Genomic DNA, 18,833 nt, shown 5'->3' on the forward strand with positions numbered 1-18,833 from the left:
CGTCCGCCGCACCGCTACTTGTCGCTGTAGGGCGCGTCGTCGTTGAACAGGTGCATCCCCGGGATGTGCAGGGTGCCGCCGAACTGGCCGGCCTGCTTGGCGGTGACGCCGGTCAGCTCCAGGTCCAGCGGGATCGGGATGGCGCCGATCAGGTCGTACAGCCAGCGCGGCAGGGTGTCCGGGGTGAGGGTGATCTCGCCCAGGTCGATCGGGATCGGCAGGCCCAGCAGCTTCGAGAGGTGGCCGGACAGCCGCTCCACGTACATGGTGACCTGGCCGTCGCGCATGGTCGAGGTGGAACCCTTGGCGCCCTGGACGTGGAAGGTCACACCGTTGCCCTCCAGAGTCGACATGTCGAGGTTGTCGATGTCCACGCTGTCGACGACGAACTTCAGCACCCGCTTGCTGCCGGTCGGGGTCTTCACGTCGTAGACACCGTGGAAGGCCGCGCCGTGCAGGGCCAGCCGGCTGGTCTGCAGCGTCCAGTTCTGCTCCGGGACGACCTGCCCGGAGGCGGCCGCGCCGGCCGTCAGACTCCGGGTGTCCACAGCGCAGTTGGGGTTGTCGGTCGGCGTGGCCGACGGGGTGCCGGTGGCGCCCGCGGTGGGCGAGGCCGTACCGGAGGAACCCGCGGAGGGCGTCGCCTTGGGGCTCGCCTTCCCGCTCGGCGTCGCGGCGGGCGAGGGCGCGCCGCCGGACGGCCGGGCCGCGGTCGGCGCGGTATCCGGGGTGGCGGCCGCCGCCTGCGGCTGGGCCGGGGTGTCGGATCGCGGGGCCGGGGCCGAGGCCGGGCCGGCCGGGGTGGTTGCCGGCGCCGGGGTCGTGGCCGGCGCGGTCGCGCCCGGCTTGGGGGTCTGGGTCGGGCCGGGGCTCGGCGAGGCGGTGGGGTTCAGCAGGTGGTTGATGCCGCCGACGATGTCGTCGATCAACCCGGCCTGCGTCACCGCACCCGGGCCGCTCCCGGCACCCTGCCGGTCCGTGCCCGACGCGACCGCGTCGCCGCCGGTGGCGGCCGAACGGGCGGCCGGCGGCTGGGCGGCGGGCGTCGCGGCGGCCGGCGGCTGGGCGGCCGGCGACGCGGCGGCCGGCGGCTTCACCGGCGAGGTGGGCTGCTGGGTCGGCGCGGCGGTCGGCGCCTGGGTCGGGGCCTGCGTCGGCACCGCGGTCGGGCCGGTCGAGGGCCCGGCCGTGGGCGCCCCGGTCGGCGCCGCGGTCGGCTCGGAGGACGGCCCCGGCGGCGGCTCGGGCAGCTCGCTCTTCGGGACGGGCGTCTCCTCGATCGGCGCGACGTCCGGAACGGCGACCGGGGCGTTGCCGCAGGGCTTGCCCGCCGCGGACTCGGCGATCGCCGGGTTGGGCGTGTAGGCGGCGGCCATCAGCAGCGCGGTCGGCACCGCGGCCATCGCCAGCGCGCGACCTCTCAGCCGGACCCGTACGGGCGTGCGCGGGGCCGCGTGCCGGCCGCGCTGCGCCGGGACGGCCGTACCGTCGGCTTGCTCGGCCGGCCCGGTCACCGCGCCCCCTCCGGATCGCCGGCGCCGGCCTGCTTCGGGACGGCGGCCTCGGCGGGCTGCTTCGGGGCGGCCTCGGCGGCCGGCTCCTGCGGCGTTGCCTGAGCGGGGAGTTGGGCGGTCGGCGCCTCGGCGGCGGGCTCCACCGCAGCTTCGGCAGTCGGCTCCGTGGCGGTCGTCGGCTCGGTGGCGACGCTCTGCGCCACGGCGTTCTCCGCCGTCGTGCCGCCCGCACCGTCACCCCGACGGCGACGACGGCCGGCCTTGGCCTGCGCCCCCTCCTCGGGCTCCGGCAGCGGCGCCCAGGAGACCATCAGGCCGCCGCCGATGAGGCCGGGCAGCAGCGCCAGCCCGAAGCCCGCCAGGTTGGAGACCGGGATCGAGACCAGGGTCAGCAGGATGGTGGCGATGCCCGCGAACACCCGGACGGCCGGCTGGAACCACCCGGTGAGTCCGAGGATCATCAGCAGCACCCCGATGATCATCGACCCGGCACCGGCCGTGGTCGACATCGCGATGGTCACGCCACCGAGCGAGAGGTGCGCGTACGGGAAGTAGAGGATCGGGACGCCGGCGATCATGGCCAGCAGGCCGCCCCAGAAGGGCCTCGTGCGGCGGAAGACACGGAAGTGCCGCCAAAGCCAGTTGATCGGGTTCTGGTGGCCGGTCCGGGGTTCGACCGTTGCGCTGGACATGGTGCAGCTCCTCGATGTCTCTACGAGGGGGAGAACATATTGGCGTGAGGCCGGGAACGGCGGAACTGTCCGCCGCCCCCGGCCCTGGGAGACCCGTCACTCCGGTACGCCGCCGGGCGCACCGTCAGACAGGGCTCAGAAGCACTCGATGCCCGGACCGTCACCCTGCTTGAGCGACAGGTTGAGGCCGCTGAGCACGAAGTTGCCGGCCGAGGTGGCGCGCGCGGTCTGCTGGACGTTGTCCAGGATGGCCGAGTCGGCTGCCTGGGCGAAGCCCGTGGCGCCGGTCGGCAGGCCCTTGCCACCGCCCGCGGCCTGGACGCCCGCGTGGGGGGCCCAGCCCTGGGTCGCGCTGCCCTTGAGGGTGGACGCGTCCTGGCCGATGTTGATGTTCTTGAACGTCGCGTCCGCCTTCAGCTGCTCCAGGTCAATGAGCAGGTTGTCGGCGTGCACCGGCTTGCTGCCCGGGCCACCGGCGTTCAGCTGGAGGGTGATCTTGCCGAGGCCGAACGCCGACAGGTCGGTCACCACGGACTGGCACAGGTTGGTGATGTCGGCCGAGTCGAAGGCCGAGACGGCAACCGGGTGCGGCGTGCCCTTGGCTTCGATGTCGACGGTGCCGAACTGGGCGAAGTTCTTGCCCTCAAGGTGCGTGGTGCTGACCTTGAACTGCTGGCCGGAAATGCTGAACGAGGCGGCGAGCGCGCTGTTGGCGATCGAGACGCCGACCATCGCGGTGGCCGCGACGCTCGGCACCATCACCAGGGCGAAGCGCTTCCAGCGGGTCTTGCCGTAGGTCTTGGACATGCGAGTCCTCCTTCTAGGACGTACATCTCCGGCTCCCCGGCGGCGCTTCCCGCGCCGGTGGGGGCCTGGGATGGGAGAGAGCTACGTCCTCGGTAGCGGAGAGCGCCTTGAGCGTCGTCGGACGCGGGAGCGGCCCGCATGAAGCGGCCCTCCCGACCAAGCACCGGCCGACCTTGTGGGGCGGCGGGCAGGACCGACGACATCGGCGATCACCCCCGAGCGACAACCAGCGACCGCGCAGGGCCGCGCGGCCGGTCGAAGGACAGGAACCGCCGTGGGACCGCGGATACCCCCCTGCCCTCCCTACCGCCGACCGGGGTCGGCGGATCGCCCGGTGGGGATCCCTCGCTCCGCGTGACCGACGGGTTGTCGGGGTGTGGAGTCCGGGACCGGGCGACGCCGATGCTGCTTGAATCCCGGGCGAAGCACAAGGGGTGCCTTACTGACGGGTAATGCAACATCCGGTGGTGTCGATCATGAAATCGGAGTGATCCGCACCGTGCGTGACGCCTTGAAGGAAACGTGACGGCGAAATCTGCCGGAAACACCAGCGAAACACCCGTGGGTGGTCACACATAGTGACCACCCACGGGTGAAATCAAGATTTGGTAAACCTCTGTCCGGTTGACCGGATTGTCGCCAAATCACCTGGCGACACCGCAGGTCATCCGCCGTGCCAGCCGACGGTTCCGGAGCGGTCCCGAACCCGGTCCGGACCGGACCGGAGCCAGGCCCCGGACGAGCCCGGAGCGGACCCGAACGGGCCTCAGAACAGCACGCGCGCCAGTGCCGTACGGGCCGCGGCGACCCGCGGGTCCTCCGACCCGATCACCTCGAACAGCTCCAGCAGACGCAGCCGGGCGGTGTCCCGGTCCTCGCCCGCCGTCCGGCCGACGGTCTCCACCAGACGCCCGAAGGCGTCCTCGACGTGACCGCCGACCAGGTCCAGGTCGGCCGCCTGGAGCTGGATCCCGACGTCCTTCGGGTCCGCCGCGGCCGCCGCCCGGACGGCCTGCAGGTCCAAGCCCTCGACCCGCTGCAGGAGTTCGGCCTGGGCCAGGCCCAGCTTGGCCTCGGTGTTGCCCGGCTGGTCGACCAGCACGTTCCGGTACGCCCGGACGGCGCCGCCCAGGTCGCCGGCGTCCAGCGCGTCGTGCGCGGCGGACAGCGCCGGGTCCTCGGGACGCTGCGGGGCGGCGGCCGGGGCCTCGCCCGGGACGGCCGCGCCGCCGCCCACGCCGAAGCGCTGCTCGGCGACCAGGATCAGCTGGTCCAGCACCTTGCGGATGTTGGCGGCGCTCTCCGCGCCCTGGAACAGCGGGACCAGCTGGCCGGCCACCACGGCCATCACGGCCGGGATGCCCTGGATGCCGAACTGCTGGGCGAGCAGCTGGTTGGAGTCCACGTCGATCTTGGCGAGCACGAAGCGGCCGGCGTACTCCTCGACCAGGCCCTCCAGGACCGGGCTGAGCTGCTTGCAGGGGCCGCACCACTCGGCCCAGAAGTCGATGACGACCGGCACCTCGGTGGAGCGCTGGACGACCTCGACCTCGAAGGTGTCCTCGGTGACGTCGATGACGAGCTGGTGGGCGGACTCGGCGGGGACGGTCCCGGCCGCTTCGGCGGCGGCCGTCTGACGGGCCCGCTCGGCCCGGGCCTGCTCGGCCTTCTGGGCGGCCTCGCCGGCCGCCTTCACTGCGGCGAGGTCGACCGCGCCGCGCAGGGCGGAGCTGTTGAGACGCGAATTCCGTGGCTGCATGGCACCATCCTCCCCCGTTCGCGCCGCTGTCGGGCACCAACCTCGGGAAAGTCGCCCCGCGCGGGCCGCGCGGCGCGGGTTCCCGGGCTCCGCGCCCCTCCCCCGGTAGCCTGGACCGTTCGGCGCGGATCCCCACCCGCGCCCGCGCCGCTCCCGTCCCACGGGTGCGGCGCCTGGTTGTCACTGCTTTCGCTACGAGTCGTAGCGTAACTGGAGGCGGTGCCCCGGCCGCAAGCCCCACCGGCGGTTCGGGGACGTGACCTGCCCCACTTTCCCGGGCGGCCCGGCTCCCCGAATCGGCGAACAGTCGCTACCGTTACCAGCCCCACCCAAGTTACTTACCAGTAAAGCGCAAGGAGGCCCGGTGCCGGCCGCCCAGCCCCCCGCGAGCCCGGACCGCACCCGACCGGTGTGCCCGACCCCGGCGAGCACGGTCCCGGAGGCCGCCAACGCCGCCCGCGCCAAGGGCCGCCCGCGCAGCGCCGCCGCCGACCGCGCGATCCTCGACGCCACCCGCGAAGCCCTCGCCGAACTCGGCTGGGGCGGACTGACCATGGGCCACGTGGCGAGCCGCGCCGGGGTCGCCAAGACCACCCTCTACCGGCGCTGGCCCTCCAAGAACGAACTCGTGGTCGACGCCGTCGCCACCCTCTTCGACGACCTGGTGATGCCCGACCTCGGGAGCCTGCGGGCCGACATCGAGGCCGTGGTCGCCCAGTTCGCCGACCTGCTGGCCCGCCCCGAGACCCAGGCCGCGCTGCTCGCGCTGTTCGCCGAGGGCATCCGGGACCGGCAGCTGCACCGCCGGATCCGCGAGGCCATCGTGGACCCGCAGAAGCGGCTGGTCCGCCAGGGCCGGGCAGCCGCCCAGGCCCGCGGCGAACTCGACGCGGACCTCGACGCCGCGTCCGCCCACGAGGAGGTCGACATCATCTTCGACACCATCGCGGGCACGGTCGAACACCGCGTCCTGGTCAGCGGCGAGCCGATCACCCCCGCGTGGACCCGCCGCTTCACCGACCTGCTGCTGGGACCGCTCACCACCTGCTGAGGGCACGACGGAGCCGCCCGTACGGAACCCCGTACGGGCGGCTGTCCGGCCCCGGGGGGGGGGGGGCCCCCCCCCCCCCCCGCGCGCGGGGGGCCCCCCCCCCCCCGCCGCCCGCGGCCGCCCCCCCGCGCCCCCCGGGGGCGCGGGGGGGGGCCCCCCCCGCCCGCCCGGGCGGGCCCGCGGGGCCCGCCCGTCCGCACCCCGGCGGGGCCCCCTGTCCGGCCCCGGCGGCTGCCCGCCCGCACCCGGAGGGGCGGCGCGGTCAGCCGACCTGCGCGGTCAGAGGCGCAGCGCGGTCAGAACGTCGCGTTCTCCTGGTACGTCCCCCACTCCTGCCGCAGCGCGTTGCAGATCTCGCCCAGCGTCGCCTCCGCGCGCACCGCGTCCAGCATCGGCGGGATCATCGACTCGCCCGAGCGCGCCGCCGCCAGCATGGCGTCCAGCCCGGCCCGCACCGCCGCCTCGTCCCGCGCCGCCTTGCGCTCGCCCAGCACCCGGACCTGCTCGCGCTCGACCTCGTGGCTGACCCGCAGGATCTCCAGCTCCGGGGTGACGCTGCGCGGGTGGCAGTTGACGCCGACCACGCGCTTCTCGCCCTTCTCCACCGACTGCTGGTACTGGAAGGCCGCCTCGGCGATCTCGCCGGTGAACCAGCCCTCCTCGATGCCGCGCAGGATGCCGGAGGTGATCGGGCCGATCTCGTGGTCCTCGCGGCCCCGGTCCAGGATCCGCTGGAAGATCGCCTCGGCCTGCTGCTCGATCCGGTCGGTCAGCGCCTCGACGTACCAGGAACCGCCCAGCGGGTCGGCCACGTTGGCGACGCCGGTCTCCTCCATCAGCACCTGCTGGGTGCGCAGGGCGATCTCGGCGGCCTGCTCGGAGGGCAGCGCCAGGGTCTCGTCCAGGGCGTTGGTGTGCAGCGAGTTGGTGCCGCCGAGCACCGCGGCCAGCGCCTCGACGGCGGTGCGGACCACGTTGTTGTACGGCTGCTGCGCGGTGAGCGAGACGCCCGCGGTCTGGGTGTGGAAGCGCAGCCACTGCGCCTTGTCGGTCTTGGCGCCGAAGCGGTCGCGCATCCAGCGGGCCCAGATCCGGCGCGCGGCGCGGAACTTGGCGATCTCTTCGAAGAAGTCCAGGTGGGCGTCGAAGAAGAAGGACAGGCCGGGCGCGAAGACGTCCACGTCCAGGCCGCGGGACAGGCCCAGCTCGACGTAGCCGAAGCCGTCCGCGAGGGTGTACGCCAGCTCCTGCGCGGCCGTCGCCCCGGCCTCGCGGATGTGGTAGCCGGAGACGGACAGCGGCTTGTACGCGGGGATGCCCTCGGCGCAGTAGGCCATCAGGTCGCCGATCAGGCGCAGGTGCGGCTCGGGGGCGAAGAGCCACTCCTTCTGTGCGATGTACTCCTTGAAGATGTCCGTCTGCAGGGTGCCGTTGAGCACCGCCGGGTCGACGCCCTGCCGTTCGGCGGCGACCAGGTACATGCAGAAGATCGGGACGGCCGGGCCGCTGATCGTCATCGAGGTGGTGACCTCGCCGAGCGGGATGCCGGCGAACAGCACCTCCATGTCGGCGGCCGAGTCGATGGCCACGCCGCAGTGGCCGACCTCGCCGAGCGACTTGGGGTCGTCCGAGTCGTAGCCCATCAGGGTGGGCATATCGAAGGCGACCGAGAGGCCGCCGCCGCCCGCGTCCAGGATCATCCGGTAGCGCTCGTTGGTCTGCTGCGCGTTGCCGAAGCCGGCGAACTGGCGGATGGTCCAGGTGCGGCCCCGGTAGCCGGTCGGGTGGAGGCCGCGGGTGTACGGGTACTCGCCCGGCCAGCCGATCCGCTCGAAGCCCTCCTGGGCCTGCCCGGCGGGCGGGCCGTAGACCGGCTCGACCTCGTCGCCGGAGAGGGTGGTGAAGTCCGCGTCCCGCTTGCGGGCCTTGTCGTACCGCTGCTGCCAGCGCTGCCGTCCGCGCTCGATCTCCTCGGCGTCCATGACCCCGAACTCCGCTCCGTACGGCCGCCACGGCGACGGGGCGGCACAGCTATTAGGACGTCCTACTAATTTACTCGGACGTCCTAGTACTTGTCGACGGAAACATGCGGGCAACGCGGAGGGCCCCTCCCCCGGGACGGAGAAGGGGCCCTCGTGCGGGCTCGCGGCTCAGACGCCGGCCGGCTGGCGGGCGCCGGCGCCCGCCGGGACCTGCTCGGCGGCCTCGCGGGCCACCTTGCGCTCGAAGACGAAGGAGAGGAACGGGATGCAGCCCGCCGCCAGGGTCAGCACCAGGCGGCCGAGCGGCCACTTCAGCTTCTGCCCGAGCAGGAAGGTCACCACGAAGTACCCGATGTACAGGTAGCCGTGCAGCATCGCGACGTACATGGTCAGTTCCTCGGCCGTGCCGAAGCCGTACTTCGCGACCATGAAGCCGCAGAAGACCAGCAGTGCCACACCGGTCGCAACGGCCAGGCCCCGGTACCAGCCCAGCAGGGGGGTCGCCTTCATACTCTTCCTCGCCTCGCTCGGCATTTTCGGCCGGTACGCCCGGATCCGCGCACCGCTCCCACGAGGGTAGCCGCCCTCACGCCTCCCCCTGCGCAGCCCCCTCCTCCGGCTCGGAGAAGTCACCGGCCGCGATCCGCAGCGGCTTGAGCAGTTCGAAGACCTGGCGGCACTGCCCGGGGCCGTACTCCTCCAGCCCGAACTCCATCGCCACGAGTTCCCGGGTGGCCTCCTCGACCACCTCGCGGCCGCGCCCGGTGATCGCGGCCAGCACGCCGCGGCCGTCCAGCGGGTTGGGGCGGCGGGCGACCAGGCCGGCCCGCTCCAGGCGGTCGACGGTGTTGGTGACGCTGGTCGGGTGGACCATGAGCCGCTCGCCGATCTTGGAGAGCGAGAGCTCCCCGGTCCTGCTGAAGGTCAGCAGCACCAGCGCCTCGTAGCGGGCGAAGGTCAGCCCGTACGGCTTGAGCACCGCATCCACGCGGGACAGCAGGATCTGGTGGGCGCGCATGATCGAGGTGATCGCCGCCATCGAGGGGACGGCACCCCAACGGCGGGTCCACAGCTCGTCGGCGCGGGCGATCGGGTCGAAGTCGAGAGCGAGGGGCTTGGCCACCTCCTTACCGTACCGGCGGCCGGGACGGGCGCTACCAGCCGTCCTGATGGTGGACAAGCGCGACGCGTGGCGGGATCCCGCCAATCGGGCGGCCAGGTCCATACCTGGACATTGCGACGGTGTGAACGGACCGCAACACGGTTGCGGCGAATCGATGTTGACCTCGGATCGCGCCAACACCGGTGAACCGGGCCCCGGTTCGGACGGCAACCCGTCGGAGGACGGGGTGATTGATCCCATTCGTCCCTCTGTTCACATTGCCAACTCCTGGCGGGACTTGGCCAATTCATGAGGAAGACCTGTCATTTGATTTGCTCGATTGTCATGCTTTCCGCCAACCCCGTCCGGCGGCCACCACCCCCACCCACCGGTGGCCAGCCGCTCGACCGCTCGGGGCCCCTGCACGTCAGCGCCCGTCCCGCCCCTCAGGTGCCGACCCCGGCCCCCGGGACGTGGTGCGACCGCGCCCACACGCGGTTTCCCGGAAGGACTCGTCCGTGAAGCGAAAGCTCGCCGCAGTCGCCGTACTCTCCGCCACCGCCCTGCTCACGGGCGTCGTCCAGGTCAGCACCGTGGCCGTCGCGGACTCGGCCCCGCACTCCCGGACCGCCGACCTGATCGCCCTGGCCAACGGCCAGGCGGGCAAGGTGGCGCACGCCCTGGCCCTGGGCGGCCAGGAGCAGCTCGTCGCCAAGGACGCCCTGGTGGACGCCGACGGCACCCGCCACTTCCGCTACGAGCGCACCTTCGCCGGACTCCCGGTCCTGGGCGGCGACCTCGTGGTGCACCAGAAGGCGGACGGCTCGACCACCTCCGTGGACAAGGCCACCGGCGCGACGATCGCCCTGCCGAGCCTCACCCCGCAGATCCCCGCCGACAAGGCCGCCGCCCAGGCGACCGGCGCCGTGCAGTCCACCGTCGGCGTCACCGCCGACAAGGACGAGGCCCCGCTGACGGCCGTGCACCAGACCGGCCAGGCCGAGCTGGTCGTCTGGGCCACCGACGGCAACCCGCGCCTGGCGTACCGCACCACCGTCGAGGGCGAGCGCGCCGACGGCACCCCGAGCCGTCAGCTGCTGGTCACCGACGCGGCGAGCGGCCAGGTGCTCTCCACCCACGAGGAGGTGCAGACCGCCGCCGGCACCGGCAAGGGCGTCTTCGTCGGCACCGTCCCGCTGACCACCACCCAGAGCGGCTCGACCTTCTCGCTGAAGGACGCGAGCCGCGGCGGCCAGGCCACCTACACCCTGAAGGGCAGGACCTCCGGGTCCGGCACCCTGGTCGCCAACTCGACCGACAGCTTCGGCAACGGCCTGTCCTCCAACGCGGAGTCCGCCGCCGTGGACGCCCAGTACGGCGCCGCCGCCACCTGGGACTTCTACAAGAACACCTTCGGCCGCAACGGCATCAAGAACAACGGCGTCGGCGCCGCGAGCCGGGTCCACTACGGGCGCAACTACGTCAACGCGTTCTGGGACGACAGCTGCTTCTGCATGACCTACGGCGACGGCACCAGCAACACCCACCCGCTGACCGAGCTGGACGTGGCCGGCCACGAGATGAGCCACGGCGTCACCTCCGCCACCGCCAACCTGAACTACTCGGGCGAGTCCGGCGGCCTCAACGAGGCCACCTCGGACATCTTCGGCACCATGGTCGAGTTCTACGCCAACCTGCCCGCCGACAAGCCGGACTACCTGATCGGCGAGCTGATCAACATCAACGGTGACGGCAAGCCGCTGCGCTACATGGACCAGCCGTCCAAGGACGGCGCCTCGGCCGACTACTGGTCCTCCACCGTCGGCAACAAGGACGTCCACTACTCCTCGGGCGTGGCCAACCACTTCTTCTACCTGCTCGCCGAGGGCAGCGGCGCCAAGACCATCAACGGCGTCAGCTACAACAGCCCGACCTACAACAACTCGACCCTCGCCGGCATCGGCCGGGACAAGGCCGCCCAGGTCTGGTACAAGGCGCTGACCACCTACATGACCTCGACCACCGACTACGCGGGCGCCCGCACGGCGACCCTCAAGGCCGCCACCGACCTGTACGGCGCCAACAGCGCCGAGTACACCGCGGTCGCGGCGACCTGGACCGCCGTCAACGTCAACTGACGCACGGCGCACCCGATCCGGACGCCCGGGGCCCGCGGAGGGCAGGCCCCGGGCGTCCGCCCGGCTTCCGGGCCGGGCGGGGGGCCCCTGCGCCGGGGCGGGTGCCGGGGCCGGCCGCCGGGCCGGGAGGCGGGGGCGGCCGCCGGGCGACACGGCCGCCCGCGGGCGGCGTCCCGCCAGGGGCACGAACCCGCCCGTATCGGACAAAGGGCAGCAACCGAACCACCCGCACCCCGGACTGGCGATTCCTGGCCAATCCCCGTACGCGACCTGTCCATCCCCGCCGGGGATTGTCATGCTTCTGACCAAGCCCCGTCCGACCTCCGCCACCCCCACCCCATCCGGCGGAGCGTCAGGAACCGCACGGGAGCAGCACGTCCGCGCCCTACCGCCCCACGGCGTCAACCCCGGCGCCCCGGTACGCGGCGCACCCGCACGCACCCGCGGGTCTCGTGGAAGGAACCCCCGTCCGTGAAGCGAAAGCTGACTGTCGGAGCCGTACTCTCCGCCACCGCCCTGCTGGCCGGCGTCGTCCAGATCGCCGCCGTCCCCGCCGCCCAGGCCGCCGCCCCCGCGCCGGAGCAGCAGCAGTCCGCGCTGCTCGCGCTGGCCGCCGGGCAGAGCGCCCCGGTGGCGCAGGCCCTCGCCCTCGGCGGCCAGGAGAAGCTCGTCCCCAAGGACGTCGTGGTCGACCGGGACGGCACCCGGCACCTCCGGTACGAGCGGACCTACGCCGGCCTGCCGGTGATCGGCGGCGACCTGGTCGTCCACCAGAAGGCCGACGGCTCGGTGGGCTCGGTCGACCGCGCCTTCGCCGGACAGCTGTCCGTGCCCACCCTGACCCCGGGCGTCGCCGCCGGCCAGGCCGCCGAGCGGGCCACCGCCGCGGTCCGCGCGACGGTCGGCATCGCCGCCGACGAGGACGAGGCCGCGCTCAGCCGGGTCGACGGCGCCGGCGCGACCGAACTGGTCGTCTGGGCGGCCGACGGCGCCCCGCGCCTGGCCCAGCGCACGGTGGTCACCGGCGAGCGGGCGGACGGCACCCCGAGCCGCCAGGAGGTCGTCACCGACGCCGCCACCGGCCAGGTGCTGTCCAGCCAGGAGCACGTCCAGACCGCGACCGGCACCGGCAAGGGCGTCAACGTCGGCACCGTCACGCTGACCACCACCCAGAGCGGCTCGAACTACCAGCTCAAGGACGCCAGCCGGGGCAACCAGTCGACCACCGACCTCAAGGGCGGCACCTCGGGCAGCGGCACGCTCTTCAGCAAGACCACCAACTCCTGGGGCAACGGACTGCCGTCCAACCGCGAGTCCGCCGCCGTGGACGCCCAGTTCGGCGCCGCGGCCACCTGGGACTACTACAAGAACACCTTCGGCCGCAACGGCATCAAGAACAACGGCGTCGGCGCCGCGAGCCGGGTCCACTACAGCACCAACTACGTCAACGCGTTCTGGGACGACAGCTGCTTCTGCATGACCTACGGCGACGGCTCCGGCAACACCCACCCGCTGACCGCCATCGACGTCTCCGGCCACGAGATGAGCCACGGCGTCACCTCCGCCACGGCCAACCTGAACTACTCGGGCGAGTCCGGCGGCCTCAACGAGGCGACCTCGGACATCTTCGGCACCATGGTCGAGTGGTCGGCCAACCTGCCCTCCGACCCGCCGGACTACCTGATCGGCGAGAAGCTCAACATCAACGGCAACGGCACCCCGCTGCGCTACATGGACAAGCCCTCCAAGGACGGCGCCTCGGCCGACTACTGGTCCTCCACCGTCGGCAACAAGGACGTCCACTACTCCTCGGGCGTGGCCAACCACTTCTTCTACCTGCTGTCCGAGGGCAGCGGCGCGAAGGTCATCAACGGGGTCAGCTACAACAGCCCGACCTCCAACGGCTCGACGGTCACCGGCATCGGCCGGACCAAGGCGGCGGCCGTCTGGTACCGCGCGCTGACCGTCTACATGACCTCCACCACCAACTACAAGGCCGCCCGCACGGCGACCCTGAAGGCCGCCACCGACCTGTACGGCGCGACCAGCACCGAGTACAAGGCGGTCGCGGCGGCCTGGAGCGGCGTGAACGTCAACTAGCCGCACCCGGCGGGAGCCACCCCCGGTAAGACCGAGAGCCACCCCCGGTAAGAAACGGCGACAGGCTGCCGCGGCCCTTTGGGAGAGGAGGCCGCGGCAGCCTGTCGACCGTCCGCGCAGCGGGTCAGGCGGTGGCGGGCTCCAGCTCGCCCCGCTCCTCCCGGCCGAGCATCCGCTCGGCGAAGAAGCCGCCGGTGGGCACCACCGAGAGGACGAACAGCAGGACGCCGCGCTTGGCGTCCCACTTCTGCACCTGCCAGGCCTGGATCCAGAAGACCACGTAGAGGATGAACAGGATCCCGTGGACCATGCCCATCACCGGGACGGCGTCGAACGAGGTGGTCCGCTTCAGCACCGAGCAGATCAGCAGCAGGACGAACGAGACCCCTTCGGGGCCGGAGACCAGGCGCAGGCGGTGGACGGCGCTGCTGTTCACGTTGGGTACCTCAATACGGGGGTCGGAGGCGCTGGCACGCTTGTGAAGCGACTCACAAGCCTTCCGGCCATTATCACCGAGCGCACGTGCGGGCCCCCGGCCGGGGGTGGGCTCCGTGCCCGATCTCACAGTCCCCGCCCGCAAGCGCCTCCCCGGGCCCGCCCGCGTTGTCACAGCTGTGTGCCGGAACGCGACCGAGCGCGACCACCCGTCACCGGGACCCCCTATCCTGCTGCCCGCGCGTCCACCGATCCGGACGCCGGAAGCACCACGCCACGGGGGTAGTCACCACATGTTCAAGCGCGACTGGGACCGCAGGACCTGCGCCAAGCGCGGGCACATCACCTACGCGCCGGCCGAGCCCGAGCTGGCCTCCCGGCTGCACGCCGCCACCGCCCTCGGCGACGCCTGGCGCTGCCTGCGCTGCGGCGACTTCGCGCTGGGCGCCCCGCACGGCTCCGGCCCCGCCGCGGACGCGCCGCTGGTGCCGCGCGGCAAGGCGCTGCGGGACCTCTTCATCCTGCGCTTCCTCGCCGTCGAGCGGGTGCTGCGCGGGCTGCTGATCATCGTGATCGCCTGGGCCGTGTGGAAGTTCTCCAACAGCCAGGACGCGGTGCACCGGGTCTTCGACGAGAACCTGACGGTCTTCAGGCCGGTCACGGAGCACTTCCACTGGGACCTCGAACACGCCCCGATCGTCGAGACGATCCGCAAGACCTTCGACTTCAAGAAGAGCACCCTGCTGGTCGCCGCGGGCGCCCTGCTGGCCTACGCCGTGATCGAGATCGTCGAGGCGGTCGGCCTCTGGCTGAACAAGCGCTGGGCCGAGTACCTGACGGTGGTCGCCACCGCGGCCTTCCTGCCGCTGGAGGGCTACGAGCTGAGCCACCACGTCAGCGCGGTGAAGATCTGCACCCTGGTGCTGAACATCGCGGCGGTCCTCTGGATCATGCTCTCCAAGCGCCTGTTCGGACTGCGCGGCGGCGTGGTGGCCTTCGAGGCGGAGCGCCACTCGGCCTCGCTGCTGGAGGTCGAGCAGGCCGCGGGCACGGTCCCGCACCCCGGACACGGACACGGACACGGGGCGCACGCGCGCAGCTGACCGGCGCTTTTGTCCCAGCCCGGTACCAGTCCGGGCCCGCACCCTCCCCGTGCCACGGCCGCAGCGGCTAGATTGCGGCCGTGGCACAGTTCAGACTCCAGGGATCGCGAGTGCTCGCCGTCGACTTGGGCGGGGACGCCGTCAAGGCCAGACACGGCTCGATGGTCGCCTACACCGGGCAGATGACCTTCAAGAAGCTGACCGGTGGCGGTGACGGCCTGCGCGGCATGGTCGCCCGCCGGCTGACCGGCGAGAAGATGACGGTGATGGAGGTGAAGGGCCAGGGCACCTGCTACTTCGCCGACAAGGCCACCGAGATCAATCTGGTCCGGTTGAACGGCGAGGCGCTGTACGTCGAGGCGGACAACCTGCTCTGCACGGAGTCCACCCTGCACACCGGCACCAGCTTCACCGGCCTCAACGGCATGTCCTCCGGCAACGGCCTCTTCACCACCAAGGTGGAGGGCCACGGCTGGGCCGCCCTCACCTCCAACGGACCCGCCATCATCCTGCGGGTCGACAAGAGCATGCCGCTGCGGGTCGACCCGGGCGCGTACGTGGCGCACACCGGCAACCTGCACCGCAGCCTGAAGTCCGGCGCGGGCTGGACCACGGTGATCGGCGAGGGCGGCGGCGAGGCCGTCCAGGTCGAGTTCAGCGGCGACGGCCTGGTGTACGTGCAGCCGTCCGAGAAGGTCACCATCGGGGGTGACGTCTGATGGGCTTCACGAAGATCAACGGCAAGATGGTCGAGGCCCAGGTGGTTCCCGGGCAGCGGCTGTTCAGCCAGCGCGGCGCGATGCTCGCGTACAGCGGCGACGTCCGCTTCACGCCGAACATCACCGGCGGCCAGGGCGGCGTGATGTCGATGATCGGCCGCCGGGTGGCCAACGAGGACACCCCGCTGATGACGGTCGAGGGCCAGGGCCGGGTGATGTTCGGCCACGGCGGCCACCACGTCCACGTGATCGACCTGTTCGGCGACACCCTGTACGTCGAGGCGGACCGGCTGCTCGCCTTCGAGGGCACGCTGCGGCAGTCCACCATGTTCATGGGCGCGCAGGGCGGGGTGATGGGCATGGTCCGCGGCCAGGTCACCGGGCAGGGCCTGTTCACCACCAAGCTGGAGGGCCACGGCTCGGTCGCGGTGATGGCCCACGGCGGCGTCTTCGAGCTGCCGATCGTCCCCGGCCAGGAGGTGCACGTCGACCCGCAGGCGTACGTGGCGCACCGCGGCGACGTACGCAACAAGCTGTCCACCGCGCTCGGCTGGCGCGACATGATCGGCCGCGGTTCGGGCGAGGCGTTCCAGCTGGAGCTGTCCGGGCAGGGCGCGGTGTACGTCCAGGCGAGCGAGGAGAAGCTCTGATGTCCTACCCGCCGCAGCCCCCGTACGGCTCTCCGCACGACCAGCCGACCCAGCCCGGCTTCGTCGTACCGCCGCCCCCGCCGAACCACGGCCCGCAGCAGGGGTACCCGCCGCAGGGCGGCTACCCCCAGCAAGGCGGGTACCCGCAGCAGGGCGGCTACCAGACGCCGCCGCCCGGGCAGCCGCACCAGCCCCCGCCGCCGCCCCAGCAGCCGTACGCCCAGGAGCAGTTCGGCGGCCCGATCGCCCCGCTGCCGACCGCCCAGGACGGCACCGGCCCGGTGGTCCACGACGTCCACAGCCTGCCGGTCAACGACAACGTCAACCCGTACGCCTTCTCGGTTGAGCTGAACGGGTCCTACTTCCTCCAGAAGGGCAAGATGGTCGCCTACTACGGCGACATCACCTTCAAGGGCGTCGGCGCCGGGATGGTCGACCGGATGCTCGGCCAGCACTTCAACTCGCCGATGCACGCGTCGGACTGGGTGGTCGCCGAGGGCCGCGGCAAGCTGCTGCTGGCCGACCGGGCGTTCGACCTCAATTCGTACGACCTGGAGGACGGCAACCTGACCGTCCGCTCCGGCAACCTGCTCGCCTTCGACCCGACGCTGCGGCTCAAGCAGTCGATCATCCCGGGGTTCCTGACCCTGATCGGCACCGGCCGCTTCGTCGCCGCCTCCAACGGGCCGGTGCACTTCGTCGAGCCGCCGATCCGGGTGGACCCGCAGGCGCTGGTCGGCTGGGCGGACTGCCCGGCGCCGTGCCACCACTACGACCACGACTACATGCACGGGCTGATCGGCGGCATCCGGCGGCTGACCGGCCTCGGCGGCGCCTCCGGCGAGGAGCACCAGTTCGAGTTCATCGGCGCCGGGCAGGTGCTGCTGCAGTCCAGCGAGAAGCTGATGGCGGAGCGGTCGGTCGGGCAGGTGGGCGCCGAGGCGGGCGTCCCGATGGGCGGGGTGCCGTCCCAGCCGGGCTCGGCCGGGCACGGCGGCGGCAACCCCAACCTGCCGGGGCTCGGTAACCTGGGCGACCTCGGTCGGCGTTTCGGCCTGTAAACTTGTACAAGATTGAACTAAATCGGGTATGCTGGATCCCATGGATACGCACACGATCGACACTGCGGACAACCCTCCGTCGCAGCCCGGGGAGGAGACTCCCTGGCTGACCGTCAGGGAGCAGCGGATGTGGCGCGCCCATCTGGAGGTCGCCAAGCTGCTGGAGTACCAGCTCAGCCGCGAACTCCAGCCCCACAACCTGGCGATCAACGACTACGAGATCCTGGTCGTGCTCTCCGAGGCCCCGGACCGCCGGATGCGGATGACCGACCTCGCGACCGCCACGCTGCAGTCCAAGAGCCGGCTCTCGCACCAGATCACCCGGATGGAGAACGCCGGCCTGGTGCTCCGCCAGGAGTGCCCCGGCGACCGCCGCGGCCTCTACGCGCACCTCACCGAGCAGGGCTGGGAGACCATGCAGCAGGTCGCCCCGGACCACGTGCGCAGCGTCCGGGCCCACTTCATCGACCGCTTCACCCCGGAGCAGCTGGACGCCATGTTCGAGGCGCTCGCACCGATCGCCGAGCACCTGCGCGGCCTGCGCGGCCGCCCGTAGTCACCCCGGGCGCCCGCCCGCGGTACGACGGAAGGGCCGGTCCCCCGAGGGCCGGCCCTTCCGCGCGTCCGGGCCCGGCAGCCCGGCTCAGCCCCGGGTCAGCCCGGCGACGAGTTCGTCGGCCGCGCCGTACGGGTCCAGCCGGCCCCCGGCCACCCGCTCGGCGAGCGCCGCCAGGTGCCGGTCCCCGCGCAGGTCCCCGATCCGGGCCCGCAACTCGGCGAGCGCGATGGCCTCGATCTCCTCGGCGGCCCGGCGCCGGCGGCGCTGTGCGAGCTCGCCGTGCTCCTCCAGCCAGGCGCGGTGCTTCTCCAGCGCCTCGACCACCTCGTCCACGCCCTCGCCGCGGGCCGCGACGGTCTTCACGATCGGCGGCCGCCAGTCCCCCGCCTCCCGGGCCTCGCCGAGGCCGAGCATGTGGTTGAGCTCCCGCGCGGTGGCGTCGGCACCGTCCCGGTCGGCCTTGTTGACCACGAAGACGTCGCCGATCTCCAGGATCCCGGCCTTGGCGGCCTGGATGCCGTCGCCCATCCCGGGGGCCAGCAGCACCACGGTGGTGTCGGCCTGGGCGGCGATCTCGACCTCGGACTGGCCCACGCCGACGGTCTCGACCAGGATCACCTCGCAGCCGGCCGCGTCCAGCACCCGCAGCGCCTGCGGCGCGGTCCAGGAGAGCCCGCCGAGGTGGCCGCGGGTGGCCATCGAGCGGATGAACACCTCGGGGTCGGTCGCGTGGTCCTGCATCCGGACCCGGTCGCCCAGCAGCGCGCCGCCGGAGAACGGCGAGGACGGGTCGACGGCCAGCACCCCGACCCGCTTGCCGAGCCGCCGGTAGGCGGAGACCAGCGCCGAGGTGGAGGTGGACTTGCCGACCCCGGGCGAACCGGTCAGCCCGACGGTGTAGGCCTGGCCGGTGTACGGCGCGAGTGCGGCCATCACCTCCCGCAGCTGCGGGGCGGCGTTCTCGACCAGCGTGATCAGTCGGGCGACGGCCCGCGGCCTGCCCTCCCGGGCCTGCTCGACCAGCGTGGCGACATCGATCATCAGGAACTCCTCGCACGGGTGCGTACGCCGAAGGGGCTGGGGGGCGCGGGGGGGGGGGCGGCCGCCCCGCGGGTGCTTAGGGCGTTAATGGGCGAGGGGCCGCGGACGCTGGGGCGGGCA

Annotated in this window: 17 protein-coding genes; 8 read left to right on the top strand and 9 right to left on the bottom strand. The window is 72.5% G+C overall.

Annotated features, from left to right (window positions below):
* Positions 1 to 14: 14 nt before the first annotated feature.
* The 4 genes from ACFV0O_RS19025 to ACFV0O_RS19040 form a co-directional block, all read right to left on the bottom strand.
* Positions 15 to 1,514: a hypothetical protein gene (locus tag ACFV0O_RS19025; protein ID WP_380342937.1), complete on the bottom strand. Its 1,500-nt coding sequence runs from the start codon at positions 1,512 to 1,514 to the stop codon at positions 15 to 17.
* On the bottom strand, positions 1,511 to 2,206 hold the full coding sequence (locus tag ACFV0O_RS19030; RefSeq protein ID WP_380342939.1) for a DUF6114 domain-containing protein: 696 nt from the start codon (positions 2,204 to 2,206) through the stop codon (positions 1,511 to 1,513). Before ACFV0O_RS19030 ends, ACFV0O_RS19025 begins: the two co-directional genes overlap by 4 nt.
* Before the next feature lie 135 nt (positions 2,207 to 2,341).
* Positions 2,342 to 3,013 (bottom strand): DUF6230 family protein, encoded by a 672-nt coding sequence (locus ACFV0O_RS19035; RefSeq protein ID WP_380342942.1) that lies wholly within the window; start codon positions 3,011 to 3,013, stop codon positions 2,342 to 2,344.
* 766 nt (positions 3,014 to 3,779) lie between these two features.
* Entirely contained in the window at positions 3,780 to 4,772 is a 993-nt protein-coding gene (locus ACFV0O_RS19040; RefSeq protein ID WP_380342945.1) for a tetratricopeptide repeat protein, read from the bottom strand.
* A gap of 409 nt (positions 4,773 to 5,181) precedes the next feature.
* On the opposite strand from ACFV0O_RS19040, the gene ACFV0O_RS19045 reads away from it, so the two are divergent.
* Entirely contained in the window at positions 5,182 to 5,823 is a 642-nt protein-coding gene (locus ACFV0O_RS19045) for a TetR/AcrR family transcriptional regulator (RefSeq protein WP_380343108.1), read from the top strand.
* A 296-nt stretch (positions 5,824 to 6,119) separates the two neighbouring features.
* On the opposite strand, the gene ACFV0O_RS19050 is transcribed toward ACFV0O_RS19045, so the two are convergent.
* The 3 genes from ACFV0O_RS19050 to ACFV0O_RS19060 form a co-directional block, all read right to left on the bottom strand.
* Positions 6,120 to 7,805, bottom strand: coding sequence for a methylmalonyl-CoA mutase family protein (locus ACFV0O_RS19050; protein ID WP_360254062.1), 1,686 nt, complete (start codon positions 7,803 to 7,805; stop codon positions 6,120 to 6,122).
* Positions 7,806 to 7,973: 168 nt separating this feature from the next.
* Positions 7,974 to 8,315 (bottom strand): DUF3817 domain-containing protein, encoded by a 342-nt coding sequence (locus ACFV0O_RS19055; RefSeq protein ID WP_380342949.1) that lies wholly within the window; start codon positions 8,313 to 8,315, stop codon positions 7,974 to 7,976.
* A gap of 76 nt (positions 8,316 to 8,391) precedes the next feature.
* On the bottom strand, positions 8,392 to 8,928 hold the full coding sequence (locus ACFV0O_RS19060) for a MarR family winged helix-turn-helix transcriptional regulator (protein WP_380342952.1): 537 nt from the start codon (positions 8,926 to 8,928) through the stop codon (positions 8,392 to 8,394).
* Between the two features lie 497 nt (positions 8,929 to 9,425).
* Here ACFV0O_RS19060 and ACFV0O_RS19065 point away from each other — a divergent pair, with 497 nt between their 5' ends.
* The gene (locus tag ACFV0O_RS19065; RefSeq protein WP_380342955.1) at positions 9,426 to 11,045 is read left to right on the top strand and encodes a M4 family metallopeptidase; all 1,620 of its coding nucleotides are present in this window, start codon (positions 9,426 to 9,428) and stop codon (positions 11,043 to 11,045) included.
* 471 nt (positions 11,046 to 11,516) lie between these two features.
* Positions 11,517 to 13,145, top strand: a complete 1,629-nt coding sequence (locus ACFV0O_RS19070) for a M4 family metallopeptidase (RefSeq protein ID WP_380342958.1) — start codon at positions 11,517 to 11,519, stop codon at positions 13,143 to 13,145.
* Positions 13,146 to 13,269: 124 nt separating this feature from the next.
* On the opposite strand, the gene ACFV0O_RS19075 is transcribed toward ACFV0O_RS19070, so the two are convergent.
* The gene (locus tag ACFV0O_RS19075) at positions 13,270 to 13,581 is read right to left on the bottom strand and encodes a DUF3817 domain-containing protein (RefSeq protein ID WP_380342961.1); all 312 of its coding nucleotides are present in this window, start codon (positions 13,579 to 13,581) and stop codon (positions 13,270 to 13,272) included.
* Between the two features lie 292 nt (positions 13,582 to 13,873).
* Between ACFV0O_RS19075 and ACFV0O_RS19080 the strand changes: the two genes are divergently transcribed.
* The 5 genes from ACFV0O_RS19080 (at position 13,874) to ACFV0O_RS19100 (ending at position 17,669) form a co-directional block, all read left to right on the top strand.
* Entirely contained in the window at positions 13,874 to 14,683 is an 810-nt protein-coding gene (locus ACFV0O_RS19080) for a DUF2127 domain-containing protein (protein ID WP_360254050.1), read from the top strand.
* An 80-nt stretch (positions 14,684 to 14,763) separates the two neighbouring features.
* A complete protein-coding gene (locus tag ACFV0O_RS19085) occupies positions 14,764 to 15,402 on the top strand; it encodes an AIM24 family protein (protein WP_360254048.1) in 639 nt (212 codons plus the stop codon).
* A complete protein-coding gene (locus ACFV0O_RS19090) occupies positions 15,402 to 16,052 on the top strand; it encodes an AIM24 family protein (RefSeq protein ID WP_380342965.1) in 651 nt (216 codons plus the stop codon). Before ACFV0O_RS19085 ends, ACFV0O_RS19090 begins: the two co-directional genes overlap by 1 nt.
* A 251-nt stretch (positions 16,053 to 16,303) precedes the next feature.
* Positions 16,304 to 17,113 carry an AIM24 family protein gene (locus tag ACFV0O_RS19095; RefSeq protein WP_360254209.1) on the top strand — a complete coding sequence of 270 codons (810 nt, stop codon included), beginning with the start codon at positions 16,304 to 16,306 and terminating at the stop codon, positions 17,111 to 17,113.
* Positions 17,114 to 17,153: 40 nt separating this feature from the next.
* The gene (locus ACFV0O_RS19100; protein WP_360254044.1) at positions 17,154 to 17,669 is read left to right on the top strand and encodes a MarR family transcriptional regulator; all 516 of its coding nucleotides are present in this window, start codon (positions 17,154 to 17,156) and stop codon (positions 17,667 to 17,669) included.
* Between the two features lie 87 nt (positions 17,670 to 17,756).
* Here ACFV0O_RS19100 and meaB read toward each other — a convergent pair whose 3' ends face one another.
* Positions 17,757 to 18,713, bottom strand: coding sequence for a methylmalonyl Co-A mutase-associated GTPase MeaB (meaB, locus tag ACFV0O_RS19105; protein ID WP_380342968.1), 957 nt, complete (start codon positions 18,711 to 18,713; stop codon positions 17,757 to 17,759).
* Between the last annotated feature and the right edge of the window lie 120 nt (positions 18,714 to 18,833).

This window comes from Kitasatospora sp. NPDC059577 (assembly GCF_042735475.1).
Taxonomy (GTDB): Bacteria; Actinomycetota; Actinomycetes; order Streptomycetales; family Streptomycetaceae; genus Kitasatospora.

What these genes read in the sequence shown, in the direction of transcription:
- meaB (WP_380342968.1), bottom strand. Translation starts at nt 18,713, where the DNA reads ATGATCGATGTCGCCACGCTGGTCGAGCAGGCCCGGGAGGGCAGGCCG.
- ACFV0O_RS19100 (WP_360254044.1), top strand. Translation starts at nt 17,154, where the DNA reads ATGGATACGCACACGATCGACACTGCGGACAACCCTCCGTCGCAGCCC.
- ACFV0O_RS19035 (WP_380342942.1), bottom strand. Translation starts at nt 3,013, where the DNA reads ATGTCCAAGACCTACGGCAAGACCCGCTGGAAGCGCTTCGCCCTGGTG.
- ACFV0O_RS19040 (WP_380342945.1), bottom strand. Translation starts at nt 4,772, where the DNA reads ATGCAGCCACGGAATTCGCGTCTCAACAGCTCCGCCCTGCGCGGCGCG.
- ACFV0O_RS19050 (WP_360254062.1), bottom strand. Translation starts at nt 7,805, where the DNA reads ATGGACGCCGAGGAGATCGAGCGCGGACGGCAGCGCTGGCAGCAGCGG.
- ACFV0O_RS19055 (WP_380342949.1), bottom strand. Translation starts at nt 8,315, where the DNA reads ATGAAGGCGACCCCCCTGCTGGGCTGGTACCGGGGCCTGGCCGTTGCG.
- ACFV0O_RS19080 (WP_360254050.1), top strand. Translation starts at nt 13,874, where the DNA reads ATGTTCAAGCGCGACTGGGACCGCAGGACCTGCGCCAAGCGCGGGCAC.
- ACFV0O_RS19030 (WP_380342939.1), bottom strand. Translation starts at nt 2,206, where the DNA reads ATGTCCAGCGCAACGGTCGAACCCCGGACCGGCCACCAGAACCCGATC.
- ACFV0O_RS19090 (WP_380342965.1), top strand. Translation starts at nt 15,402, where the DNA reads ATGGGCTTCACGAAGATCAACGGCAAGATGGTCGAGGCCCAGGTGGTT.